This is a genomic window from Sinorhizobium terangae (assembly GCF_009601505.1).
Classification (GTDB): Bacteria; Pseudomonadota; Alphaproteobacteria; order Rhizobiales; family Rhizobiaceae; genus Sinorhizobium; species Sinorhizobium terangae.
This window is the reverse complement of the sequence record NZ_WITC01000120.1, coordinates 50,687-74,892: the sequence shown is the minus strand read 5'-3', so window position 1 is coordinate 74,892 and position 24,206 is coordinate 50,687. Positions and strand designations below refer to the sequence as shown.

The window sequence follows — 24,206 nt, the reverse complement described above, 5'->3', positions numbered from 1 at the left end:
CCGTGCCGCGGTTGAGTGATTGATGACCGGGAATATGGATCGATCGGGCTTGCGCGATAATCCGGGAGAATGGATAAATGCCTGTGAACTGAATTCAAAGGTAACGCGACATGGACAACCGCGCCGGCGAAATGGAAGTCTTCGTTGCCGCTGCTGAACTGCGCAGCTTTTCCGCCGCCGGCCGGCGGCTCAAGCTGTCGCCCTCCGCCGTCAGCAAGCTTGTCTCGCGCATCGAGGACAGGCTCGGAACGCGGCTCGTCGTTCGCTCCACCCGCATGCTGCAACTGACGCCGGAGGGAGAAATCTATCTTCAACGCGCACAACGCATCCTGGCGGCGATCGCCGAGACGGAACAGGTGGTTTCCGGCGGCGGTCGGGCTATGCCGCGCGGTCCACTACGGGTCAACGCATCCGTCGGCTTCGGCGAGCGCTATATCCTGCCGCTTGCCGCCGAATTCCTCGCGCGTTATCCGGACGTGCAACTGGATCTCTCCCTGACCGACGGCATCATCGACCTGATCGAGGAACGGACAGATATCGCCATCCGGTCTGGTCCGATGCGCGATTCCGCGCTCAAGGCACGCAAATTGTTGGAGAGCCGCCAGGTGATTATCGCCGCACCGGCCTATCTCGAGATCCATGGTGTGCCACAGGTGCCGGATGACCTCGCCCACCACAATTGCTTCACCTTCAATTTCCGTCGCAGTCTCGACGGCTGGCCTTTCCGCGACCCGGGCTCGTCGCACGTCTATGTGCGCCCTGTCACCGGCAACATGCAGGCAAACAGCGGTGCGATCGTCCGCAATCTCTGCCTTGCCGGTCTCGGCCTCGGCCGCGTCGGCGCGTTCCATGTGCAGCCGGATATCGACGCGGACCGATTGGTGCCGGTGCTGGAAGATTACAATCCCGAAGACATAGAACGCGTTCACGCCGTCTATGCCGGGCATGAACACCTTGCCGCCCGCATCCGCGCTTTCATCGATTTCCTGGTCGAGAAAATCTAGTGCATGTCGCCCAAAAGTGCGTAGCGGTTTTGGGACAACGACATGCGTGAAACTAACAGTGCATGTCGCCCAAAAGTGCGCAGCGGTTTTAGCTTGCAGGCTCAGATGCCGAACTGCAGGCTTTCGAGCGAAGGGAGGATAAGCGCCGGACCATAATCCTTGTACTCGTCGGGCATGTCGTAGCGGTTGATCCAGACGGTGCGGAAGCCGAACTTTGTCGCGCCCGCAATGTCCCAGCGGTTCGACGATTGGAACGAGACCGCGTGCGGATAAAGCCGGTATTGCGTCGTCACCAGATCGTAGACCGCAGGCGCCGTCTTGAACGCCTTGACCGCGTCGACCGAGAACACATTGTCGATGACGATGTCGAGCGCCGCGTTCTTCACCGCCGATGCGAGCATGGCCGGTGAGCCATTGGAAAGAATGGCGATGCGGGCGCCGCGCTCCTTCAAGCCCCTGAGCACGGCCGGAACTTCCGGGTAGCAGTCGAGCTCCCAATAGGCATCGAGCAGCGATTTCTTGAGTTTCGGATCGGCCGAGGGGAAGCGCTGAAAGGCGTAGTCGAGCGACTGCTCAGTCAATTGCCAGAAGTCGACATAGGCCCCCATCAGCGAGCGCACCCAGGAATATTCGAGCTGCTTGGCGCGCCAGAGTTCGGAAAAGGCCTGGCCGTCAGGACCGATCGCTTGGGCATGACGCCGCACTGCCGCATGCACATCGAAAAGCGTGCCATAGGCATCGAAAACATAGGCCGCCAGAGGCATCGAACACTCCCGTCATCACCGTTCAGCGGCGCATCACGCACGTGCTCGCTGAAAATCGGTTCCGACTTCGGCCCCGGTGCGGTAGGCGCAACGCTTCGTCAGTTGTTTCTCGGGATCATGTCAAAACTTTGTGCAGCGCACAATGCCATCATGCGTAGCAATGCGAATTTTGTTAGCCTTTCCAGACTTTTGCCGGAAAACGCAGCGCCTGTTTCGCGAGTTTCCCCTTGAGCCCAAGGGCGGTATCACAGAGGCCGACGACGTGCCGGTTCGGCTTGGCCTCCGGGCGGAGCGCATGAAGGGCGGCGGCCGCTTCCTCCGGCGCCATGTAGCGCGCCAGAATGCCGAGGGTCAGCGCGGTCGATCTGCCGAAGCCCCGAAGACAGTGGACGAGCAGATGTGCATCTTCGGGCAACGTGTCGATGAAAGCAAACGTTGCCTCGATCGCCCCCGCCCGCGCGGCGTCAGGTGCGTCCGGGTCGGTCGCATCGCCGAAGTAAAGCTCCAGATGCCGCTCGGGCGGCAACTCGATCATGGAGAGCAGGCGGCTCGCGGGCGCACGGATCGAGACGAGATGCGTCGGCGCCCAAAGATGGCGGTTGTGGCGTGCCTCGGTCTGCGAACTGACGATCACGCGTATCGGCCAGCCGTTCGGATGCCGGGAATTGCTGCCGAGAACAGGCCGATAGAGTTCAATTTCGGTGGATTGAGCCGCAAGCGCCATGACGGGACCCTCGTTGATTCGTCTTGCTTGCGAAAACCATAACAGCGCGCGGCGGCGATCGGAATCCCTGATCAGAAGCGCGCGGGAGCCTATTGCAAGCCGACGGAGGGCCGCTAAAAAGGAGGAAAAGAGAGGGAATCGTCACCTTTGAAACTTTCGGGGCGAGACCCCTTAGAACGGACCTATGGGACGGCGGCTTCGGCCGCCTCAAAACCGCGTGATCACGCTGATGCCGAGATCTGTCGCCCGGTCCATCGTCACCAGCGCCGGCACGGCTTCTTCGAGCGAGATCTCGCGGCCGATCAGTTGTTTCGGGTTCAGCTTGCCGGCGGTGATCATCGAAAGCATCGCGTCGTAGCGCCAGGCCTGCATGCCGTGGCTGCCGTAGATCTCGAGTTCGTGGCCGATCACCTGGGCCATCGGGATCTGCGGCGTCGCATGTTCCGCCAGCATCAGGCCCACCTGCACATGGCGCCCGCGCCGGCGCAGGTTCTTGATCGAATTGAAGCAGGTGAGCGGCGAGCCGAGAGCGTCGATCGAGACATGGGCGCCGCCCTTGGTGATTTCTCTTACGGCCTCGGCGACATCTCCCGTTTCCTTGCCGTTGATCGCGGCGACAGCGCCAAGCTTGCGGGCAAAGGCGAGCTTTTCCTCGGAAATGTCGATTGCGATCGGGTTGGCGCCGAGCGCCGCGGCGATCATGATTGCCGAGAGGCCGACACCGCCGCAGCCGTGCACCGCCACCCATTCACCGCCCTTGACGCGAGCCTGGTCGGCGACCGCCCGGAAGGATGTGGCGAAGCGGCAGCCGAGGCTTGCGGCGGTAGCAAAATCCATGCTTTCCGGCAGATGCACGAGGTTCTGGTCGGCAAAGTCGATCGCCACATATTCGGCAAACGAGCCCCAGTGGGTAAAGCCCGGCTGGAACTGTGCCTCGCAAACCTGTTGGTTACCCGAGCGGCATTCGGCGCAACGGCCGCAGCCGGAAACGAACGGAACGGTCACGCGGTCCCCGACCTTGTAGCGCAGGACTCCGCGTCCGGCGGCCGCGATGGTCCCGGCGAGCTCGTGGCCGGGCACATGCGGCAAACGAATGTCGGCGTCGTGTCCCATCCAGCCGTGCCAGTCGCTGCGGCAAAGGCCCGTAGCCTCGACCTTGATGACGACACCGTTTTCGGTCGGCTTCGGATCCGGCAAAACCTTGATCTCCGGCGTCTTTTCGAACGCGTCGTAATACATCGCTCTCATGGCTGGTCTTGCTCCTGTGCTCGTACGGCTATTTTGGCATGGCGGTTCGGCCGGTTCCACAATGGACGCCATGACATTTTTTGATGTACCCATTCACCCTGATACTGCTTTTTTCGGCTAAAGCGAGATGAGGAAAAAGTGTCCGCTTTTCCGGCCGCTTCGCTCTGACCAGTAGGGCCGACCACCATCGCGGTTGGACCAGCCGAAAGACGATCAAGCGGCCGAACGGACGATAAAGGAGAGGAGACACCGATGGCCATCGATACATCCCCCCGCTCAACCACCTGGACCTATGTCGACGGTGAATGGCTTTCCGGCAACCCTCCCTTGATCGGGCCGACCTCGCACGCGATGTGGCTCGGCTCGACGGTTTTCGACGGCGCCCGCTGGTTCGATGGCATCGCGCCGGACCTTGACCTGCATTGCCAGCGCGTCAACCGCTCCGCTGTTTCGTTGGGCCTCAAGCCCACCATGGCCGCCGAAGAGATCGAGGCGCTGACGTGGGAGGGCGTGAAGAAGTTCGACGGCAAGACGGCGATCTATGTCAAGCCGATGTATTGGGGCGAGCACGGCTCCTGGAGCGTGGTGGCGGTCGACCCGGAATCGACCCGTTTCGCGCTCTGCCTGTTCGAGGCACCGATGGGCAACGCGCATGGCGGCTCATCGCTGACCCTGTCACCCTTCCGCCGGCCGACGATCGAGTGCATGCCGACGGATGCAAAGGCTGGCTGCCTCTATCCCAACAATGCCCGGATCCTCAATGAAGCGCGCTCGCGCGGCTTCGACAACGCGCTCGTGCGCGACATGCTCGGCAATATCGCCGAAACCGGATCATCCAACATCTTCATGGTGAAGGACGGTGTCGTCTTCACGCCGGCAGCCAACAAGACCTTCCTTGCCGGCATAACCCGCTTCCGCGTCATGAGCCTCTTGCGCGAGGCCGGCTTCGAGGTGGTCGAGACCACGATGACGATGGCCGATTTCGAGGCGGCGGACGAGATCTTCACCACTGGCAACTATTCCAAGGTGCTGCCGGTGACTCGCCTCGATGACCGCGACCTCCAGGCCGGCCCGATCGCCGCCAAGGCGCGCGACCTTTACATGGACTGGGCGCATTCGAGCCCGGACGTCTGACGGCACGGACCCGCGTTTTATCGCAGGCTCGTCCTAACTCGGGCAAATGCTGCGCCGACCGACAGTGCGACGACTATTTCTCGTCGAGCCGGTCGCAGGCGCATGCCATGCCTTTGTTCCTTTCACGCCTCAGTCTCCGAGCGGACGGATGACGACATCCGCGGACGATCGGGTCGTCGGCCCGTGGTAGACCGCCTCGATGTTGTTGCCATCGGGGTCGAGGAGAAAGGCGGCGAAATAGCCGGGATGATAGGGCCGCTCGCCGGGCTCGCCATTGTCCTCTCCGCCGTTCGAAAGGCCGGCTTCATAGAAGCGGCGAACCGCATCCGGGTCGATCGCCTGAAAGGCGATGTGAACATGGCTGCGATAGCTTTCGGCCTGATCGATGTAGAGTTCGTCGAATGCAATCGCCTGCTCGGTCTCGAAAGTCGGCTGGTGGCAGAGAGCTGCAAGAATTGCGCGATAGAAACGCTTGCTGGCGGCGAGGTCTCTTGCGCGGAGATGCACATGGTCGAGTAGCCGCCCCTGATGAAATTCCATAACGTCCTCCGCTTGCTTGTTCTGTGCATGGACCCTGGAAGACATAGGATCCTTATGCAGGATGTCGATGCGGCTGCCGGGCAGGCGGAAACAAATGCCGCTTTCGAGTCGCCCGACCGCATGGTTCCCTAAAAAATGGGAATCGATTTAGGAAAAAATCAAGCAGCACTTCAAAGTCCTGCAGCGGCCTTTGCGCGTCCCATTGGACGCGCGGCGCTGTAGACCCGGTCTGTCTTGCGGTCAGCGGGAGAGGGGAGCGCGGGCGGCTTTCACCGCGACAGCGCGCCTGCGTAACAAATAGGCCTGAAGCGAGACGCCCGAGAGGAAAATCACGAGCCAGACCATGAGCGTCGTCCGGACGATCGGCGACTCCGGTCCGCTCGCGAGCGGTTGGGAAGCAGGCAGTCGCGTCAGCGACTCATTGATGGCCGGCACGATCAGCAGGAAAAAGCTGAAGCTTAGTCCGAAGCTCAAGAGATAGGGCTTCAAACGGCCAAGTCTGTCTGTGCGGGCGGCGGCAAGGCTCCCCGCCACGGCAACAAGCGTCACGATACCGAGCGCATGCCCCTCGTTGAAGCCACCGGTGCTCGACAGTCCGAAGGATGTCAGCACCGAGAGCACCAATGAGGAGAGATAGAACTTGCCCGAACGTGTCTGCGGCAGGATCGCACCGTGGCGCGCAAAGCCGTAGAGGCCTGCGACGACCGGCGCGAGGCTGATCGCCGTATGGACAATGCCGAGGGTGGAGAGGGGATTGGCCATTTCCTGTTCCTTCCTGGTAGACCGACTAGTTGGTTGATATCGACTCAAAAAATGATGCGTTTATCTCTTCGGCGACTGCATGATCTGTTCGACCGCGCGGCGCGCAATTGTTGAAAATACTTCAGGGTCCGATCCAGCGACACGCGCTGCGAGCATGGCTCCGTGAACGGTTGCCATGAGCATTTCCGCTTCGGCGGTCGCTCCCTTTTCCGTCTCCAGTTTGCCGGCTCGAACTCCGCCGTCGATCGCGGCGGCAAGCCACGAGGCAAGATCCGAAAAATGACCCTGCACCTGCCGCACGACGCCCTCCGGCAGCGAAGGAATTTCCGAGGCGAGCAGGGCACCGATGCAGAAAGGCCTCTCCTTTCTGCGGATGCAGTCTTCCCAGTAGCCGATATAGGCGCCAAGCCGCTCGGCCGGATCCGACACCGCCGAAAGCAACTCTTCGACGCTTCGTCGATTTCTCGCGCGATAGCGCGCGAGAACCTTTTCGGCGAGATCGGCCTTGGTCGGAAAATGGTGATGAATCGTTGCCTTGCCGACGCCGACCTCGGCTGAAATATCCGCATAGCTGAAGGCGTTGTAGCCCCTCGAAACCATGAGGTCCTCCGCCGCGTCCAGGATTTTGTCATATGTCCCGCTTGCCATGACAAGAACCTACCGACTAGTTGGTCGACAAACAAGTGCCTGAATCTCACAAGATCGTGACGGCAGGCCCGCGCACCGCCCGCCGAGGTCTTGAGAGGCGGAAGCGTGGGTCACGTGATCGGCTTGTCAATTACGGCTTGGACGCGGGTATCACCTGAGCGCCGATCTCGCCGCCGAGTTCCACGGCTTTGGTCTGCTTGTCGTAGACGCAAATCTGCGTGACGTTGCCGTCGCCGCCTTTCGGCTTGCCGGAGACGAGTGCCACTCCGTAGCTTTCGGTACCGAAAGGATCAACGATCGCGTTGACGTCCTCAAGCGATTCGGCGGCAGCGGCAATGCACTTGGCCGACACGTCTGCCCGGAATTCCTCCCATGCGTCGCCGGACGAGGCATGTGCCGCACCGGCTCCAAGGCTTACGGCAAGGAGGCTCAGGATTGAAGTAGGGCGTATCGGCATCGGGTTCCTCATATGTGTTGCTGGGAATGCGCGGCCAGGTAGCACGCCGGTCGTGACGAGAATTTGCCAAAGAGAATGGTTCGTTACTGCATGATTCCTTAGCTTGGAATCGATTTAAGGGACAAAATCATGCAGCACTTCAAAGCGCTACAGCGACCTTGGCGCGTCCGATTGGACGCGCGGCGCTGTAGAAACGCGACGAAAGTATTTTGCGTGTGGCAGAGAAATTTTGGCACCGCATCGGTTGCCTCGGTCCATGCCGGTGCCTATGTTCCCGCTCACAGATTTCCTTGACGAAAATCCATAACAAGAGGAGATGCCACAATGGCTTTCGAATTGCCGAACCTTCCCTATGACTACGATGCGCTCGCGCCCTATATGTCGCGCGAAACGCTCGAATATCATCACGACAAGCATCACCTCGCTTACGTGACGAACGGCAACAAGCTCGCCGAGGACGCCGGTCTTTCCGGTCTTTCGCTCGAGGAAGTCGTCAAGAAGTCCTATGGGACCAACCAGCCGCTGTTCAACAATGCCGGCCAGCACTACAACCACATCCATTTCTGGAAGTGGATGAAGAAGGGTGGCGGCGGCACCAGCCTGCCGGGCAAGCTCGACGCGTCCATCAAGTCCGACCTCGGCGGCTACGACAAGTTCCGCGCCGATTTCATCGCCGCCGGCGTCGGCCAGTTCGGCTCCGGCTGGGCCTGGCTCTCGGTAAAGAACGGCAAGCTTGAAATCTCGAAGACTCCGAACGGCGAAAACCCGCTCGTCCACGGCGCGTCGCCGATCCTCGGCGTTGATGTCTGGGAGCACTCCTATTACATCGACTACCGCAACGCTCGCCCGAAATACCTCGAGGCATTCGTCGACAATCTTATCAACTGGGATTACGTGCTCGAAATGTACGAGGCTGCGGCGAAGTAAGCGGCTGCTTCCGTCTCGACAGGCAATTCGGCCCGGCGCTCGCGCCGGGCCTTTCGTTTCGGTTCGATGGCGGGGTGACTGGCGGCCTTTTCGGGAAAGCCGGTGAAATGCCCCTCACCCTAACCCTCTCCCCGTCATGACGGGGAGAGGGGACTTAGGAGCGCACGGCATCGCCCCCTTCGCCCCGCTTGCCGGGAGAAGATGCCGGCAGCCGGATGAGGGGCAAATTTACACCTCCTCCGCCTCAAGCGGCCGAGCGGCATTCGCCTGCCACCCGTTGATCCACAATTGCCTGAGATTGTTGCCCTCGCCGCGGAAAAAGGCGTCGACTGGCTCGCAATGCTCCACCCGGTCGGCGCGAAAGTTGCGGATGTCTTGGCGCAGTTCGCACCAGGCGACCATCATCGCGTGTTCCGAATAGTAGATGAGCGCCAGCGGGCGCACCGTGCGTTCGCTCGCCCGCCCAAGTTCGTCGCGATAGTCGAGCGCGAGCTTCTGCTCGTCGCGGATCGCCCGGCGGATCATGGCGAGATCGATGGCCGGCGGCGGCGCGGCAACAGTGCCCCAGGCGTGGAGCGCCTGGGACTGGAACGCCTGGCGCAGAGGCCCGGGGACGGCGCCGGTGATCTTCTGGTTCACGCGCCGCGCGGCCGCCTTCAATTCCTCATCGCCCGTGCGTGCGAGCAGCGCCAACGCCAGCACGATCGCCTCCGTCTCCTCAATCGTGAACATAAGGGGCGGCAGATCGAAGCCGGGTCTCAAGACATAGCCGAGGCCGCGTTCGCCCTCGATCGGCACCCGCATCGCCTGCAGGGCGGCGATGTCGCGGTAGATCGAGCGTGGCGTTACCTCCAGCGTTTCGGCAATCTCCGCGGCCGTTATCGGCTTCCTGGCAAGCCGCAGGATCTGGATGATTTCAAACAGGCGCGACGCCTTACGCACGGAAAAACCTCCATTGCCCGAAAGGCTCCTGACAAATCCCTGTCAGTTGGACAGCGATATAACATGCGTCAACGGATTGAAAAATCGACTATCCGGCCACGCATTCACATGGAAATCCCACGGACAACTGACATGAGCTACGCGGAAAACCTCTGGCTTTTCTTCACCCTTCTCTTCGGCATCATCATCGTACCCGGCATGGACATGGTCTTCGTCCTGGCCAATTCGCTGACCGGCGGGCGAGCCTCCGGCCTATCGGCGACAGCCGGCATCATGGCCGGCGGCGTGCTGCATACCCTCTATGCCGCGCTCGGCGTCAGCGTCGTCCTGCATCTGGTGCCCCAGCTCTTCAACATGCTGCTTCTCGCCGGCGCCCTCTATATCGCCTGGATCGGCTTCTCGTTGTTGCGCAGTGCGATCACCATTGGCAGTATCGAAAGGGCGGTGCAGCTGTCGCGCTGGGCGAGCTTTCGCCAGGGCGCGCTGACGAGCCTGATGAATCCCAAGGCCTATCTATTCATGCTGGCCGTCTACCCGCAGTTCCTCAAGCCGCAATTCGGTCCGATCTGGTCGCAGGCCGCGGTCATGGCTTTGATGATCGCGCTGACGCAGCTCGCGGTCTATGGCGGGCTCGCGCTTGCCGCCGGCCGTGGCCGTGATCTGCTTGTCGGCAGTCCAGCCGCAACGGTAGCCATCGGAAGGGCGGCCGGTCTCGTGCTGATCGCCGTTGCTGTCTTCACCGTATGGCATGGCTGGGCCGCTGTCCGGTAAGGACGCGGTTGGCGGTCACTCCTGTTGCATGGATAAAAACATGCAGCAATTCAACGTGCTACAGCGTTCTCTGCCCGGCCGATATGACGCGCGGTGCTGCAAGTATTAAGGCGCCGCAGTCTTGTCCAAGCTGTTTCCGGGGATGCGACAAACACCGCCAGTACCGCCGTCGAAGCCAATTATGCTGAAGCGGACAAGAACATCAAATAAATGTTACCTCCGTCGAAAGAACAAAATGCCATCATGCCCCGTCTTCAACAGGAAGCCGCAGGGGCGGTTTCGAATGACCGGAGATCATGATGAAGATACGAGCTATTATTCTTGCTGCCGCCCTGGCGGGCGTGGGTGTCACCGTCGTGGCGGCAGCGGACGAGCCACAGGCTGTGCGCCAGCAACTGATGAAGAAGGTGGGGCGGGCCGCCGGTGCGTTGAACGGAATTGCCAAGGGCGAAAAGCCCTACGACGCGGAAATCGTCAGGGCATCGCTGACGACGATCAGCGAGACGGTGAAGATCTTCCCAAGTCATTTCCCGGCCGGTTCGGAAACCGGCTCGGAAACCGAAGCAAGCCCGAAAATCTGGCAGAACATGGATGACTTCAAGGCTAAGGCAGCCAAGCTCGGCACCGACGCGAGCGCGCTGCTCGCCCAGCTTCCGGCGGACAAGGCCGGTGTTGGCGCTGCCCTCGGCATTCTCGGCAAGGACTGCTCCAGCTGTCACGAGACCTATCGCCTGAAAAAAGACTGAGAGGCGTTCCTTCATCCTGACCGTTTGCGATGCGCCGGCCCCGCTGGCGCATCCTTCTTTGTCTTCCACCATGAGGGGAGGCCCGATGGGCCGACGAACAACGAAACTGATGTCTGGTCTGGTCGTGCTGGCCCTTGCCGGAGCAGGCGGTTCCTGGTGGCTGACGAAACCTGCGCCGTGGGACGAAGGCCATTGGGAAGGGCTCGGCGAACCGGATCTCGCGAATGGCGAACAGGTTTTTTGGGCAGGCGGCTGCGTCAGCTGCCACGCTCAGCCGGGGGCACAGGATGACGCGCGGCTCGTGCTTTCAGGTGGCCGGGCCCTGAAAAGCCCCTTCGGTACCTTCCATGTTCCAAACATCTCGCCCGATGAAAGCGCCGGCATCGGCGACTGGACGCTTGCCGAGTTCGGCAACGCCATGACGCGCGGTGTCGGGGAAAATGGCGAGCACCTTTATCCGTCGTTCCCGTACGGTTCCTACGCGCGCATGACTGCCAAGGATATCAATGATCTCTGGGGATATCTGCAAACGCTGCCGAAGAGCGCCAATGTGGTGCCGCCGCACGACTTGCCTTTTCCCTACAACATCCGCCCGGCGCTAGGCGCCTGGAAGCTCTTGTTCTTCACCGACGAGCCGCGCGTCGAGATGAATACGGCGGACGCGAAGCTCGCACGCGGGCAGTATCTGGTTGAAGGTCCCGGCCATTGCGGCGAGTGTCATACGCCGCGCAACGCCCTCGGCGGATTCGAGGCAGGCAGGTGGTTGGCCGGTGCGCCAAACCCCGAGGGCCAAGGCCGCATCCCGGACATCACGCCGGGCTCGAGAAGCGTCGGCAGTTGGAGCGCATCCGACATCGCCTCCTATTTGGAGACCGGTTTCACGCCGGATTTCGATTCCGTCGGCGGTTCGATGATCGAGGTACAGAAGAACCTGGCAAGACTTTCGCCCTCCGACCGAGAGGCGATCGCCGCCTATCTGAAGGCGCTCCCGCCGCTTTGAAGGGTTCACTGCTTTATCGTGCAGCGCGAACGACATGCTCCCTGGCGTAGAGCGAAAGATAGTCGTCAAGCGCTTCGGAACCGAGGCCGAGCGCGTGGAAGATCTCGGCCGTAAAGCTGACCGGGGCCGTACCCGCAGCGGTCACCAGGCGGTCGCTGCGAAGGGCCTGCGGTTGGTCGCGATAATGTTGGTGACCGTGATAACCGGCGACTGCTGAGAGACTTTCGGCCGAGTTGCCCGTGTGGTCCGTTTCGTTGAGAATGCCGCTAGCGGCCAGCGCAAGCGTCGCCCCACAGATCCCTGCGACGACGCGGCCTTTCCCGTGAAAGGCATGGATCATCGCAGTGAGATTGGGTGCAGCGGAGGTTTGCCAGGCCGACCCGCCGCAGAGCACAAGCGCGTCGAACTCCGTCGGGGCCAGCGTCTTCGTCGGCAGGTGCGGCGTGATGTGAAGGCCGCCCATCGATGTCACCACGGTGCCGCCGGGCGCGGCGATCAGCACGTCGAGCCCGAGCTCGGTGCGCGCCGTGGCCATCAGCAGCGCGCATTCCCAGTCGGCGAAACCTTCCGTCAGGACGATTGCGAGGCGCATGAGCCCTCCCGTTCAGCCAAGTTTCTGCATATAGCGCATGCCGGTGACGGGTCGAGGTACGAAGCGTTCGGATTCGTAGAAGCGATGCGCCTGGAAATTGCCGGTGGCGGCGCTGACGGAAAGATAGTCGCAGCCGACCATACGCGCCTGTTCGCGTGCCTTGGCAACGAGGTGGCGGCCAATGCCGGTGCCACGATGGCCGGGACGAACGAAAAGGTGATGCAGTTCCATGCCGCGCACGCCTTCGGCTGCCCGATAAGTCGGAACAAGGATGGCGTAGCCGATCAGCTGGTTGCCGGCTTCGGCGACAAGCGCGGTGATCCAGGGGGAGCGGCTGAAGAGGTCGCGTTCGAGCCGTTCCGGCGTCAGCGGTGCGGCGTCGCCGTGATGCGCGGAAAGTTCGACGATCATCTCGTGCAGTTCGGGAAGATCGCGCGGTTTGGCACAGCGGATCGTCACCATCGGTGGGCGTGCCGATGGCAGGGGATGAAGGGAAGGGGTGGCGGTCTGCAACATTCTCGGCTCCTATGGTTCTGCCGCCATCAGGTGCCGTGAAAAACAAAAGCCGCCTGATGGCGGCCTTGTTGAATATGATCAGCAGGCCGCTCCTATCGGAACAGCCAAAAATACACGCGGGAAATGGGTGCGTTCTTGATCATGCGCGTAGATTCGCGATTTCCGCGATTTTGTCAACGGGAATTCTCGGCCGGCGGGCCTCAGTACTCGCTCTCGCACATCGAGTGGTCGGCGAGCGCCCGGATGACGTAGCAGTCGCCGATCGTATGATCGCCATGGCAGGCGACGATGCGCTCCAGTTCGCTTTCCAGCTTTCGCAGCCTGGCGATCCTTTCACGTACTGACGCGAGGTGTTCGGTGGCAATGCGGTCCGCCTCGCCGCAAGGGCGCTCCGGATGTTCGCTGAGCGCCAGAAGATCGCGGATCGCCTCGATCGAGAGTCCCAGGTCGCGCGCGTGGCGGATGAAGGCCAGTCGCTCGAGTTCGCGCTTTTCATAACGCCGTTGATTGCCTTCCGAGCGTTCCGGCGCCTCGATCAATCCCATCTGCTCGTAATAGCGGATGGTCGGGATCTTGACGCCGGTGCGGCGGGAGAGGTCACCGATCGAATACATGCTGCCGCCTCATATCTATAGTCGCTGGAGTATTTACATAGGGAACAGGCATTCGCCCATCAATAGAGGGGCCGATCGACCTAAATCATAAACGTGATCGATTCTAATAAGTTGGCGCGGGATGCGGGCGGAAAACCGCACACACTTTTCCTCATCCGCTACAGCGCCGCGCGTCCAATCGCACGCGCAAAGGTCGCTTAGCACTTTGATTTGCTGCGTGATTTTATCCTTAAATCGATCCGATTTAAGGAATCATGCAGTAGCCTTTCGGCCGTGTCGCCGCCGAGGAGGGCCGTCTTGCGTTCACATCAGGCTTCGGCAGCGCTTCCGGCGATGTCCGATGCCGTCTCGCTTGCCTGTTCCTTGATGCCGAGGCTTTCGGCGATCGCCTTGCGGATTTCGTCCTCGATTGCTGCGCGTTCGTCGGCCGGCATCGCTTCCAGGCTCTCCTCAGTCAGCCCACGTGCTTCGAGAAGCTGAGCCCGGATTTTTTCGGCCAACGACATCTTTGACCATTCAAGGAACTCGTCGGCAACGGTCGAGCCGAACGGCGACTTACCCTCGGTGATCGAGGGTCCGGTCGTTTCCTCCGTGGCGAGCGAAAGCCACAGTGCGCTTGAAAGCGAGGCAGAAGGCGAGGCGGGGGCAATGGTGGGCGGAGAGCGGCGCTGCGCCTGGTCGCCGCCCGTGTCTTCGAGCGCGGGAAGGCTGCTTGCGACGGAGCGGCGTTGCGAAAGGTAATAGTTGGAAAGGCTGCTTTCGATTTTCATGGGAATCCCCCGGATGTGAAGTCCGGGGGAGCCTGTCTATCGCGGCTTGCGTGAGCCTTTCGACGCAACCGCCCGGCGAGTTCAGGGCAGGGTGTAGGCAATGATGTAGTCGCCTGGCTTGGTGCCGACCGAACCGTGGCCGCCGGCAACCATAAGCACATATTGCTTGTCGCCGACGGCGTAGGTCATCGGCGTGGACTGCCCGCCCGCCGGAAGTCGAGCCTCCCAGAGCTGGCTGCCGGTCGTGAGGTCGTAGGCCCTCAGATAGTTGTCGACCGCTGCGCCCAAGAAGGCGACGCCGCCCTTCGTGATCATCGGCCCGCCGATGCCCGGAACGCCGAGTTTGATGGGCAGCGGCAGCGGCGTCATGTCGTAGACCGTGCCGTTCTTGTGCTTGTAGGCGATCTTGCCTGTCCTGAGATCGGCGCCTGCGACATAGCCCCAGGGAGGCGCCTGGCAGGGGATTTGCAGCGGACCGAGGAACGGTCCCATGAAGACGCCGTAGGGCGCACCTTCATTGCGGTTGAGACCCTGCTCGCTGCCTGTTTCGCCTGCCTGCTTCGGCGGGATCTGGTCGCGCGGCACGAGCCGGGATGTGAAGGCGAGATAGGTCGGCATGCCGAACAGCACCTGCCGCTCAGGGTCGACCGCCACCGAGCCCCAGTTGAATGTGCCGAAATTGCCCGGATAGACCAGCGTTCCTTCCAGCGAAGGCGGTGTATAGCGGCCCTCGTATTTCAGCGACCTGAAGGCTATGCGGCAGGCGAGCTGGTCGAACATCGAGATGCCCCACATGTCCCGCTCTTCGAGCGGCGGCGGCATGAAGGTGAGACCCGAGACCGGCTGTGTCGGCGCTGAAAAGTCCTCGGGGATTGCGCCGCCGGGTGCGGCCACCTCCTCGACCGGAATGACCGGCTCGCCGCTCCGCCGGTCGAGCACATAGAGGTCGCCCTGCTTGGTCGCGCCGACGAGCGCCGGAACGACCGTTCCATCCTCCTTCGTGATATCGATGAGCGACGGTTGCGCCGGCACATCCATGTCCCAAAGGTCGTGGTGCACTGTCTGGCGCACCCAGCGCACTGCGCCGGTGTTGATGTCGAGCGCGACGATCGAGGAAGAGTATTTCTCGACGTGCTCGCTTCGCCCCATGCCGAGCTGGTCCGGCACCTGATTGCCGAGCGGCACATAGATCAGGCCGAGAGCTTCATCGACCGAGGAAACCGACCAGCTGTTCGGCGAGTTCGTCGTGTAGGACTGGCCGGCCGGCAGGGGAGCCGTCTGGTCGGGGTTGCCGCTGTCCCAGTTCCAGAGCAACACACCGCTGTTGATGTCGAAGGCGCGGATGACGCCGGATTGCTCCTCAGTCGAGTAGTTGTCGTTGACGGCACCGCCGACGATGATCTTGCCGGCGACCGCCACCGGCGGCGATGTCGAGTAGTAGTAGCCGGCCGGATTGAACCGCATCCCCTGTTCCAGATGCAGGACGCCATTATCGGCAAAGCTGGTGCAGACCTCGCCGCTTGCGGCGTCGAGCGCAATCAGGCGCGCATCGGAGGTCGGCAGGTAGACGCGCTCGGCGCAGGCGCTGCCCGGGGTGGCCGCAGGATCGGCCCAATAGGTGACGCCGCGGCAGGTCTGGTGCTGGCGGTCGGGGTTCATGCCGGAATTCGAATCATACTTCCACTTTTCCTGTCCGGTCGCGGCGTCGAGCGCGATCGCCCAGTTGTGCGGCGTGCAGAGATAGAGCGTGTCCTTCACCTTGAGCGGCGTCACCTGATAGGTGGTCTCGCCGACGTCATCCGGCCGCTTCACGTCGCCCGTCTGGTATTGCCACGCGACCCTGAGGTTCGCGACATTTTCCGCATTGATCTGGTCGAGCGGTGAGTATCGCTGGCCAAAGGGCGTGCGGCCGTACTGGTGCCACTCGCCGGGCGGCACATTGCCGCCAAGGTTGGCCCGGGCGGCGACCGCAGTGCGCGGCAGCTCGCCGCGGATATCGTGCGGGTCCTGAGTGATCGCGAATCCAGCGACGCCGATCGAAACAAGGCTGGCGAGGGCGAGCGGCCAGGCCGCGGCGCTGTAGTGCTCGCCCGAGGGGCTGACGAAGCCGAGGGGGCGTCGGATCCACGGAGTAAGCAGCCAGAGACCGAGCAGGATGATGACACCGCCGCGAGGACCGAGCTGCCACCAGTCGAAGCCGACCTCCCAGACCGCCCAGGCGAGCGACCCGACGACGACGAGCGCATAGACCCAGAGAGCTGCAGGGCGGCGGCGGAAAAGCAGAAAGGCTGTCAGCAGGAAACCGAGGCCTGCTATAAGGTAGTAGGGGCTGCCGCCGAGCATCAGGAGCCTGATACCTCCCGCGCCGATCGCGAGACCGATCAGGGCGAAGAGAATGGCCGTCAGCACGATGAGCATGAGTTCGTCCCCCGATTTGAAGTACGGTGCCGAGCTGTACGGCCAAACCTGCGGGCAGCCGCCGCGCGCCGTTTTCCGGGTGCCCCGATCAACCGCCTCGGACGACAGCGCCTTCTTGAACAGCTAACGCCTGCAGCGTGCCTTTCAATGGCCGCACGCTGTGGGGTTGCAAAAATATGGAGGCCGCAAAGCGCCGCGAATGTCGCGACAGACTGCGGCAGAGGGCTGCCGTTCAGGTGCCGCAGAAGGTCTGTAGCACTTCTTCGCCAGGCTCGGGCGGCGCGGCATAGGCCGCGTGCTCGGGCTGGTCTTCATAAGGCCTAGACGTGACGTCGAGCAGCGCTTCGAACAGCGAGAAATCCGCGTCGCGAGTGGCCGCCTCGATCGCCTGTTCCACGCGGTGATTGCGCGGAATGAAGGCCGGATTAACGGAACGCATCGCCGCGGCGCGTGTGCCGGCGTCGAGGGTTTCGCGGGCCAGGCGTCCGCGCCAGTCGCGGAGCCAGGGGGACACCGCACCAGGCTCTTCGAAAAGCTCGACGAGCGTCGGATCGGCGTCCTCGCTTTCGGCCGATGCGCCGAGACGCCGGAAGACGAGCGTGAAATCCGCGTTGCCCTTGTGCATCAAGGTGAGGAGCGATTGGATCAGATCGAGATCGCCATCTTCTTCGGTCGAAAGTCCGATCTTGCGGCGCATACCGTCGAGCCAATGCCTCTGGAAGATCGATCCGTATTCGGTGAGCGCGTCGTTGGCGAGACTGATCGCCGTATCGGCGACCGGATCGAACAGCGGCACCAGCGTTTCGGCGAGACGCGCAAGGTTCCACTGGCCGATCGCGGGCTGGTTGGCATAGGCATAGCGGCCAAACTGGTCGATCGAACTGAACACCTTCTTCGGATCATAGGCGTCCATGAAGGCGCAGGGGCCGAAATCGATCGTCTCGCCGGAAACGGCCATGTTGTCGGTGTTCATCACCCCGTGGATGAAGCCGATGTGAAGCCAGCGGGCGATCAGTTCCGCCTGCCGCGCCGCGACCGCCTTGAACAGCGAAAAGTAAGGTTGTTCGCCATCCTTCAACTCCGGGTAATGGCGTGCGATCACATAGTCGGCCAGGGCCTTGACCGACTCCATGTCGCCGCGGGCGGCAAAGAATTGAAAGGTCCCGACCCGGATATGGCTTGCGGCGACGCGGGTGAAGACCGCACCGGGCAGGATCTGCTCGCGGTAGACCGGCTGACCGGTAACGGTGGCGGCGAGCGCGCGGGTCGTTGGCACGCCCAACGCATGCATCGCTTCGCTGATGATATATTCCCGCAGCACCGGTCCGAGCGCCGCCCGTCCGTCGCCGCGGCGGGAATAGGGCGTTTGGCCGGATCCCTTGAGCTGGATGTCGCGCCTTTTTCCGCCGCGATCGATTACCTCGCCGAGCAGGATGGCGCGCCCATCGCCGAGCTGCGGAACGAAGGTGCCGAACTGGTGTCCCGCATAGGCCATGGCAAGCGGCTCCGCACCCGGCGGCACTCTGTTGCCCGAAAGGACCGCCGCGCCGTCACGTTCGAGCGCTTCCGTGTCTATGCCAAGCTCTTCGGCGAGCTTTCGGTTGAACTTGATCAGCCAGGGCTCCGCAACCGGTGTCGGCTCGACACGAGCATAGAAATTCGCGGGCAACCGCGCATAGCTATTGTCGAAGGGGAAGGGGCCCGTTTCAGAGGCCGGTTGCGGGGGTACGTAGTTCATCGTTCCTGGTCCCGTTGCGTGCGCCGGAGCGGTGCCGACGAGCCACACTCTCAGGACAAGTCTACACGAGCGCCGATTGTTCCGCGAGGCCGGGACTTAATCCGTCGCCTCTCCGGTGTATTGCCGGAGAGGCGACGGTTCTATCTCCGCGTCAGGCGCTGAGCGCGGTGCGAGGAAGGCAAGCCTCGCAGATCGCCGCGATGTGGCGGTGGTCGGTGCCGCAGCAGCCGCCGAGCACACGCAATTGCGGCAAACGGCCGGTCAGCGACCGATAGCGCCGGGCGAGATCTGCAGGATCCCCCGCATCGAGCGTCTCGCTCTCGTCGAGTTCGGCATGGCTCATCATCGAGGCATTGGCGCGTATGCCGCCGATCCGCTTGACCCACGCTTGGCCTTGGTCCAGTGCGCCATCGAAATGGCTCGGATGGGCGCAGTTGATCATGTAGTAATGCGGATAGCCATTCGTCTCCGCGTCCACGGTCTCGATCGCATCCTGCAGTGACTGGCCGGTCACCAGCCGGCCATCGGTCTCGACCGTGAAGGAGATCGCGCAGGGCATGCCATACCTTCTGGCCGCGCGAGCAATGCCGATGCCTTCATTGACATTGTTCAACGTAACACCGGACACCAGATCGGCTTCGCTTGCGGCGAAAGTGGCAATCTGGGCCGCATGGTAATCCTCCGCCTCGTCGGCGCTCATCCTGCCGGCCTTGTAACCGTCGCCGCGCGGGCCGATCGCGCCATTGAGGACAATAGGTGCTTGTGGCCGCTCGTATTGGTCGCGCAACTCGGTCAGCAGATAGACGGCGTCTCGGTTGGCCGTTGCCAGCGCGTCCGCATCGTAGCCAAGCTTCTCGCCCCAATCGGCATTGGCTCGCCACGTGGCAGTGTCGAGGATGAAGCCGGTATTATGACGTCGGGCGATGTCGAGATAGTGCGTGTAATATTGCAGAAGCTTCCGGCGCCCCTCGGCCGACGACAAGAGCACGAAGGAAGCGAAATGCGGAAGCTCGAAGCCGTCATGAAAAATCAGCGTCGTCTCCATGCCGCCATCGCTGAGGAATGTGCCTCCGTTCAGTAGCGGCAGGTTTTCTCTGTACTTGGCCATCTCTTGCTCCATCCTCTTTCCTCCTGACCGGATCTTCCGTGCCAGGGATTGGATGAATTTCTGCCTTTTTATCATCTGCTAAACTAGAGGAGTTGCGGTATACTACTTACGGGAGATCCCCATTTCGATGTGAAAACAGATACTTGCCGTTGAGATCGGATGGCGGCGGAGGACGTGGGAGGCGTTTTCTAAGCTGAAAACCGTACCGGCGGTACAGGAGCGGACCATGCGAAAGGGTGAGGAAACGCGGACGAGGCTCCTCGATGTCGCCGAAGCCGCCGTGCTGGCGAAGGGTTTTGGGGCAACCTCGATCGACGAACTGATCGCCGAAACCGGCATCACCAAGAGCGGTTTCTTCTATCATTTCCGCGACAAGAACGAACTCGCCAAGGCACTCCTGGAACGCTACATCGAAAACGACGAACGGATCTACGACGAGATCTTCAGCCGGGCACACGAACTCTCGGATGATCCTCTGCAAGCCTTTTTGCTCGGCCTGAAGCTGCTGTCTGAATTGCTCTCGGACCTGCCGAACGGCCATCCAGGTTGCCTTGTTGCAACCATGTGCACGCAGGAGCGCGCCTTTGACCGCGAGATCCAGGAGATCAACCGGCAGGCTGCACTGATGTGGCGCCGGCGCTTCGGCGGGATGTTCCGGGACATCATGCGCCACTACCGCCCGCGCGAAGCGCTCGACGCCGACCAACTGGCCGACATGGTCTCGACCGTGATCGAGGGCGGCATCGTAATTTCGAAGGCGTTGAAGGAACCGAAGAGCCTGCCCGACCAGTTGCTGGTCTTCCGCACCTTCGTGCGGATGCTGTTTCAACCAATCGCGCAGGCGTGATGGGGTTCAGGCACGGCTTTCCTCGAGCTCTGCGGCCAGCTCGGCGAGTTTCCGGACGGTGTTGAGATTGCGGGCTGTGCCTGGCTTGAGTGCAGGCAATTTCAGCTTCGACTTTCCCGAGCCGTTGGGGAAATGGATATAGATCTCCCTGCCGCTGATCCGCACCTCTTCGCCGTCCGGCGCGACGAGCTTCTCGAGCGCATCGGCCGGCGGCGGCTCGGGCAGGAAGGTCACCAGCAGAAAATTCGGCTTGGCGCCCGCGAACGGCGCCTCGTCGGCAATCTTTTCGAGTTGGCTCCGGCTGCGCAAGATGACGCCGGGCGCCTTGCCCATTCGTTCCGCCAGAGCATCTTCGAGCCGTTTCTGCACCTTGGCTTCGGAAAGCTCGGAGCGAAAGAGCACATTGCCGCTCTGGATATAAGTTCTCACATCGGTGAAGCCGAGGCTCTCGCAAATAGCCTTCAGCTCCGCCATTGGAAGCATGCCGGTCCCTCCGACATTGATCGCCCGCAGCAGTGCGACGTAAACCGGCATTCGCCTCCTCCAGCCCGTTACATCTTTTCCGCGACCTTGATGGCGAAGGCGTATTCGAAGGCGATTTCTTCAAGCCGCTGGAAACGCCCGGACGCGCCACCGTGGCCGGCATCCATGTTGGTTTTCATCAGGATCGGAGCGCTGCCGGTGGTCTTCTCCCGGAGCTTCGCCACCCATTTCGCCGGCTCCCAATAGGTCACGCGCGGATCGGTCAGGCCACCGAGCGCCAGGATTGCCGGATAAGGCTTCGCCTCCACCTTGTCGTAGGGCGAGTAGCTGGCGATGATGTTGTAGAATTCGGCGCTCTCGATCGGGTTGCCCCATTCCGGCCATTCCGGCGGGGTCAGCGGCAGCGTGTCGTCGAGCATGGTGTTCAAGACGTCGACGAAGGGAACCGCGGCAATGATGCCCTTGAACTTCTCCGGCGCCATGTTGGCGACCGCCCCCATCAGCATGCCCCCGGCTGAGCCGCCCTCGGCGATGATGTTCGCGTAGGACGTGAACTTCTCCTGATTCAAATAGTCAGCGGCAGCGATGAAGTCCTTGAAGGTATTGGTCTTCTTCGCCATCTTGCCGTCTTCGTACCATTGGAAGCCCTTGTCCTTGCCGCCGCGGATATGGGCGATGGCATAGACGAAGCCGCGGTCGACGAGCGAGAGGCAGTTGGTGTTGAAGCCCGCCGGGATGGTGATGCCGTAGGCGCCGTAACCATAGAGCAGGCAAGGGGCGGAACCGTCGAGCGGCGTATCCTTGCGGTAGAGCAGGGTGACAGGGACGTCGACGCCATCCCAGGACGGCGCGAAGACGCGGCGGGTCACATAGTCGTCCGGATTATGGCCGGAAGGCACTTCCTGGGTCTTCAGGAGCGTGCGCTGACGCGTTGCCATGTCGTAGTCGAAGAGCTGCGACGGCGTCGTCATCGACGAGTAGGAGAAGCGGATGACGTCGGTGTCGTATTCGGCAGCGCCGGAGAGCCCCAAGGAATACGCTTCCTCGGCGAAGGCGATCGCGTGCTCCTCGCCGGTGCTGCGGTCACGGATGACGATTTCCGGCAATCCCTCACGCCGTTGCAGCCAGACCAGATGGCGGGCATAGGCCATGTGATTGAGGATCAACGTGCCTGGCTTGTGCGGCACGACCTCGCGCCAGTTTTCCTTCTGCGGCGCCTCCACAGGCGCTTCCATGATCTTGAAATCCTTGGCGCCGTCGGCATTGGTGAGGATGTAGAAGACGTCGCCGCCTTCCGTCATCGAGTATTCGAGGCCGGTTACCCGCTCGGCCACGAGCCGCGGCTCGGCCGTCAGATCCGTGGTCGAGAGCAGCCGGTATTCGCTGGTTTCGTGGTCGTGGATATCGATGTATATGAAATCGTCGAGCAGCGACCCGCCGACTGACATGAAGAAACCCGGGTCCTTTTCCTCGTAGACGAGCCGGTCGGTCTTCTGCGGTGTGCCGATGACGTGGTGGAAGATCTTCGACGGCCGATGGTTCTCGTCGAGCACGGTGTAGAAGAAGCTCTTGCCGTCCGGCGCCCATGCGCCGCCGCCACCCGTATTCTCGATCACATCGGGCAGATCCTCGCCGGTCGAAAGATCGCGCACCTTCAGGGTGAAATATTCCGAACCCTTGTCGTCGTAACCCCAGATGCCTCGGGAATGGTCGCTGCAATGGTCGATACCGGCGAGGCGGAAATAAGCCTTGCCCTCGGCTTCCTTGTCGCCGTCGAGCAGCACGTGGCGGATCGCCTCATCCTTGGGGTTGCCGTCGCGCGGAATCCGGAAGTAGCGGGGCTGTTCGCCGCCCGTCACGTAAGAGGTACCGTAAGCGAAGGCCCCATCCTTCATCGGAACCGAAGAGTCGTCCTCCTTGATGCGGCCGCGCATCTCGCCGAAGAGCGCCTTCTGCAATTCCTTCGTGTCAGCCATCGCCGCGTTCATATACGCGTTTTCCGCTTCGAGATGCTTGCGGATCTCCGGATCGAGAATGGAAGGATCCTTGAACATCGCCTGCCAGTTGTCGGCCCTGAGCCAGGCATAGTCATCGGTGCGGGTAATGCCGTGACGTGTATCGGTGACCGGCTTCTTCGGAGCGACGGGGGCGGTGGGCAGGTTCTTGAAAGCAGACAAGGCGCGTCTCCGGATTTCATGGGAGACCATGAGATAGAGAGCGTCACCGCAGCGATCAAGCAGAAAGCAGGTGCCCGTTCTTCCTATTGGCGCTTCTCGACGATTGCTCGCCACCCCCTTAGGGGGCGACGAGCAGGAGGCCGATGCCCCATGGATCGACCAGGCTGTGGACACTGCCTTCCGTGCTTACCGGTATTTCCAGTTCGTCGAGCTTGCCCAGCGCCGCTGCGAGCTTCGCGGGATCGTTGAAGCGGACGGTATAGTCGGCAAGACCAGTCATGTTGCCTTGGCGTTTGGACGCACCTCGGGAGTTCCAGATGTTGGCCGCGACGTGGTGATGATACTTGCCCGTAGCAAAGAAACTTGCCCCTGGGTAGCGCGCCATCAGGTCCAGCCCGAGCGCGTCGCGGAAGAACGCGTCCGCCTGAGGGATGTCAGAGACCTGCAGGTGGATATGGCCGATAGCAGTTCCCTCCGCGATGCCTTCCCAATGGTCCTTCGGTGCTTCGTCGTAGAGGGCCTGCAGGTCGAGCGGCAGCGTGCTCATCGCCACGGTGCCATCGGGCTGGTAGTTCCACTCGCCGCGCGAACGGTCGCGATAGACCTCGATGCCGTTGCCCTCGGGATCGGCGAGATAGACCGCCTCGCTGACCAGGTGGTCGGATGCGCCCTGGAGGCGAATGTTGTTGTGCGCCGCGTGCGCAAGCCAGTGTGCGAGATCACGTCGATTGGGAACCAGAAAAGCCGTGTGGAACAGACCCGGCGCACTGCGCGGTGCTTTTGCCGCGTTCCGTTCGGTCGTCAGCGTCAAGAGAGGTCGGCCGGCGACGCCGAGGGTTTCGCCGTTGGCGCCGCTTTCGATCGGCGTCAGCCCCAGAATTCTCTGGTACCAGTTGGAAACCATCGGCAAGTCCTGGACCACGAGGTGGGACCGTTCGACATAGGCCGGCATCGCGACCGCGTGGTCCGCGGGTATGCTAACTGCAGGGTGCGACTGGGTTGTAGCTTGCATGGCGTCGCCTTTCGGGGCCGGACCGGTAAGCCCCGTGGCTGCCGGTCGCAATTTGTTGAAAGTGCCACAAATATCGGCCCGTGACCACGTTCAGGAAAGCTATTATATTACTTGATGTTGTGTTCGATGAGCGTTGACAGTCATGACCACCGCACTACCTGATCTTTCAGTGATGCTAATACGACGGTGGCGGCCGATTTGATTTCAATCAATGCTGGAACATCGCCTCCGCGCAAATTCATGTTGGCGCGGAAACGGGAGAAG

Annotated in this window: 26 protein-coding genes; 7 read left to right on the top strand and 19 right to left on the bottom strand. The window is 61.8% G+C overall.

The genetic code is table 11. The features are described from left to right. Nucleotides 1-110 precede the first annotated feature (110 nt). Entirely contained in the window at nucleotides 111-1,004 is an 894-nt protein-coding gene (locus GHK62_RS27695) for a LysR family transcriptional regulator (RefSeq protein WP_153442148.1), read from the top strand. Between the two features lie 101 nt (nucleotides 1,005-1,105). Here the strand turns inward: GHK62_RS27695 and GHK62_RS27690 are convergent, their stop codons facing one another. The 4 genes from GHK62_RS27690 to GHK62_RS27675 all read right to left on the bottom strand — a co-directional run bounded on the left by GHK62_RS27690 (nucleotide 1,106) and on the right by GHK62_RS27675 (nucleotide 4,000). Beyond that, the gene (locus GHK62_RS27690; protein WP_153442147.1) at nucleotides 1,106-1,768 is read right to left on the bottom strand and encodes a haloacid dehalogenase type II; all 663 of its coding nucleotides are present in this window, start codon (nucleotides 1,766-1,768) and stop codon (nucleotides 1,106-1,108) included. A 172-nt stretch (nucleotides 1,769-1,940) separates the two neighbouring features. Continuing rightward, nucleotides 1,941-2,492 (bottom strand): phosphatase, encoded by a 552-nt coding sequence (locus GHK62_RS27685; RefSeq protein ID WP_153442146.1) that lies wholly within the window; start codon nucleotides 2,490-2,492, stop codon nucleotides 1,941-1,943. A 207-nt stretch (nucleotides 2,493-2,699) separates the two neighbouring features. Then, on the bottom strand, nucleotides 2,700-3,740 hold the full coding sequence (locus GHK62_RS27680) for a zinc-dependent alcohol dehydrogenase family protein (protein WP_153442145.1): 1,041 nt from the start codon (nucleotides 3,738-3,740) through the stop codon (nucleotides 2,700-2,702). Next, nucleotides 3,737-4,000 carry a hypothetical protein gene (locus GHK62_RS27675; protein WP_153442144.1) on the bottom strand — a complete coding sequence of 88 codons (264 nt, stop codon included), beginning with the start codon at nucleotides 3,998-4,000 and terminating at the stop codon, nucleotides 3,737-3,739. Before GHK62_RS27675 ends, GHK62_RS27680 begins: the two co-directional genes overlap by 4 nt. On the opposite strand from GHK62_RS27675, the gene GHK62_RS27670 reads away from it, so the two are divergent. Next, entirely contained in the window at nucleotides 3,993-4,874 is an 882-nt protein-coding gene (locus GHK62_RS27670; protein ID WP_153442143.1) for a branched-chain amino acid aminotransferase, read from the top strand. The two genes, GHK62_RS27675 and GHK62_RS27670, sit on opposite strands and share 8 nt — an antisense overlap. Before the next feature lie 129 nt (nucleotides 4,875-5,003). Here the strand turns inward: GHK62_RS27670 and GHK62_RS27665 are convergent, their stop codons facing one another. The 4 genes from GHK62_RS27665 to GHK62_RS27650 form a co-directional block, all read right to left on the bottom strand. Continuing rightward, entirely contained in the window at nucleotides 5,004-5,414 is a 411-nt protein-coding gene (locus GHK62_RS27665) for a VOC family protein (protein WP_153442142.1), read from the bottom strand. A gap of 240 nt (nucleotides 5,415-5,654) precedes the next feature. Further along, nucleotides 5,655-6,176, bottom strand: coding sequence for a hypothetical protein (locus GHK62_RS27660; protein ID WP_153442141.1), 522 nt, complete (start codon nucleotides 6,174-6,176; stop codon nucleotides 5,655-5,657). Nucleotides 6,177-6,236: 60 nt separating this feature from the next. Next, nucleotides 6,237-6,824, bottom strand: a complete 588-nt coding sequence (locus GHK62_RS27655; protein ID WP_153442140.1) for a TetR/AcrR family transcriptional regulator — start codon at nucleotides 6,822-6,824, stop codon at nucleotides 6,237-6,239. A 130-nt stretch (nucleotides 6,825-6,954) separates the two neighbouring features. Then, nucleotides 6,955-7,281, bottom strand: coding sequence for a hypothetical protein (locus tag GHK62_RS27650; protein ID WP_184108508.1), 327 nt, complete (start codon nucleotides 7,279-7,281; stop codon nucleotides 6,955-6,957). A 324-nt stretch (nucleotides 7,282-7,605) separates the two neighbouring features. Between GHK62_RS27650 and GHK62_RS27645 the strand changes: the two genes are divergently transcribed. Then, complete coding sequence (locus GHK62_RS27645; RefSeq protein ID WP_153442138.1) at nucleotides 7,606-8,208, top strand: superoxide dismutase; 603 nt, start codon at nucleotides 7,606-7,608, stop codon at nucleotides 8,206-8,208. Nucleotides 8,209-8,436: 228 nt separating this feature from the next. On the opposite strand, the gene GHK62_RS27640 is transcribed toward GHK62_RS27645, so the two are convergent. Next, nucleotides 8,437-9,150, bottom strand: coding sequence for a helix-turn-helix transcriptional regulator (locus GHK62_RS27640; protein ID WP_184108509.1), 714 nt, complete (start codon nucleotides 9,148-9,150; stop codon nucleotides 8,437-8,439). A 132-nt stretch (nucleotides 9,151-9,282) separates the two neighbouring features. On the opposite strand from GHK62_RS27640, the gene GHK62_RS27635 reads away from it, so the two are divergent. The 3 genes from GHK62_RS27635 to GHK62_RS27625 all read left to right on the top strand — a co-directional run bounded on the left by GHK62_RS27635 (nucleotide 9,283) and on the right by GHK62_RS27625 (nucleotide 11,667). After that, on the top strand, nucleotides 9,283-9,921 hold the full coding sequence (locus GHK62_RS27635) for a LysE family translocator (protein ID WP_153442137.1): 639 nt from the start codon (nucleotides 9,283-9,285) through the stop codon (nucleotides 9,919-9,921). Nucleotides 9,922-10,220: 299 nt separating this feature from the next. Continuing rightward, nucleotides 10,221-10,667, top strand: a complete 447-nt coding sequence (locus GHK62_RS27630) for a c-type cytochrome (RefSeq protein ID WP_153442136.1) — start codon at nucleotides 10,221-10,223, stop codon at nucleotides 10,665-10,667. An 85-nt stretch (nucleotides 10,668-10,752) separates the two neighbouring features. After that, complete coding sequence (locus GHK62_RS27625) at nucleotides 10,753-11,667, top strand: c-type cytochrome (RefSeq protein WP_153442135.1); 915 nt, start codon at nucleotides 10,753-10,755, stop codon at nucleotides 11,665-11,667. Nucleotides 11,668-11,680: 13 nt separating this feature from the next. Here GHK62_RS27625 and GHK62_RS27620 read toward each other — a convergent pair whose 3' ends face one another. The 7 genes from GHK62_RS27620 to GHK62_RS27590 form a co-directional block, all read right to left on the bottom strand. After that, nucleotides 11,681-12,259, bottom strand: a complete 579-nt coding sequence (locus tag GHK62_RS27620) for a DJ-1/PfpI family protein (protein ID WP_153442134.1) — start codon at nucleotides 12,257-12,259, stop codon at nucleotides 11,681-11,683. A 12-nt stretch (nucleotides 12,260-12,271) separates the two neighbouring features. Continuing rightward, a complete protein-coding gene (locus GHK62_RS27615; protein ID WP_153442133.1) occupies nucleotides 12,272-12,775 on the bottom strand; it encodes a GNAT family N-acetyltransferase in 504 nt (167 codons plus the stop codon). 200 nt (nucleotides 12,776-12,975) lie between these two features. Beyond that, entirely contained in the window at nucleotides 12,976-13,389 is a 414-nt protein-coding gene (locus GHK62_RS27610) for a MerR family transcriptional regulator (RefSeq protein WP_153442132.1), read from the bottom strand. Between the two features lie 308 nt (nucleotides 13,390-13,697). After that, the gene (locus tag GHK62_RS27605) at nucleotides 13,698-14,159 is read right to left on the bottom strand and encodes a hypothetical protein (RefSeq protein ID WP_153442131.1); all 462 of its coding nucleotides are present in this window, start codon (nucleotides 14,157-14,159) and stop codon (nucleotides 13,698-13,700) included. An 81-nt stretch (nucleotides 14,160-14,240) separates the two neighbouring features. Further along, nucleotides 14,241-16,577: a glucose/quinate/shikimate family membrane-bound PQQ-dependent dehydrogenase gene (locus GHK62_RS27600; protein ID WP_153442130.1), complete on the bottom strand. Its 2,337-nt coding sequence runs from the start codon at nucleotides 16,575-16,577 to the stop codon at nucleotides 14,241-14,243. A 232-nt stretch (nucleotides 16,578-16,809) separates the two neighbouring features. Further along, entirely contained in the window at nucleotides 16,810-18,315 is a 1,506-nt protein-coding gene (locus GHK62_RS27595; protein ID WP_153442129.1) for a protein adenylyltransferase SelO, read from the bottom strand. A 151-nt stretch (nucleotides 18,316-18,466) separates the two neighbouring features. Continuing rightward, nucleotides 18,467-19,423 carry a homocysteine S-methyltransferase family protein gene (locus GHK62_RS27590; protein ID WP_167528380.1) on the bottom strand — a complete coding sequence of 319 codons (957 nt, stop codon included), beginning with the start codon at nucleotides 19,421-19,423 and terminating at the stop codon, nucleotides 18,467-18,469. A 226-nt stretch (nucleotides 19,424-19,649) separates the two neighbouring features. Between GHK62_RS27590 and GHK62_RS27585 the strand changes: the two genes are divergently transcribed. Next, a complete protein-coding gene (locus tag GHK62_RS27585; protein WP_153442127.1) occupies nucleotides 19,650-20,270 on the top strand; it encodes a TetR/AcrR family transcriptional regulator in 621 nt (206 codons plus the stop codon). A 6-nt stretch (nucleotides 20,271-20,276) separates the two neighbouring features. On the opposite strand, the gene GHK62_RS27580 is transcribed toward GHK62_RS27585, so the two are convergent. The 3 genes from GHK62_RS27580 to GHK62_RS27570 form a co-directional block, all read right to left on the bottom strand. Continuing rightward, nucleotides 20,277-20,804, bottom strand: coding sequence for a DUF1697 domain-containing protein (locus GHK62_RS27580; RefSeq protein WP_153442126.1), 528 nt, complete (start codon nucleotides 20,802-20,804; stop codon nucleotides 20,277-20,279). 17 nt (nucleotides 20,805-20,821) lie between these two features. Beyond that, entirely contained in the window at nucleotides 20,822-22,930 is a 2,109-nt protein-coding gene (locus GHK62_RS27575; RefSeq protein WP_153442125.1) for a S9 family peptidase, read from the bottom strand. 118 nt (nucleotides 22,931-23,048) lie between these two features. Beyond that, nucleotides 23,049-23,942, bottom strand: coding sequence for a VOC family protein (locus GHK62_RS27570; RefSeq protein ID WP_153442124.1), 894 nt, complete (start codon nucleotides 23,940-23,942; stop codon nucleotides 23,049-23,051). Nucleotides 23,943-24,206 lie beyond the last annotated feature (264 nt).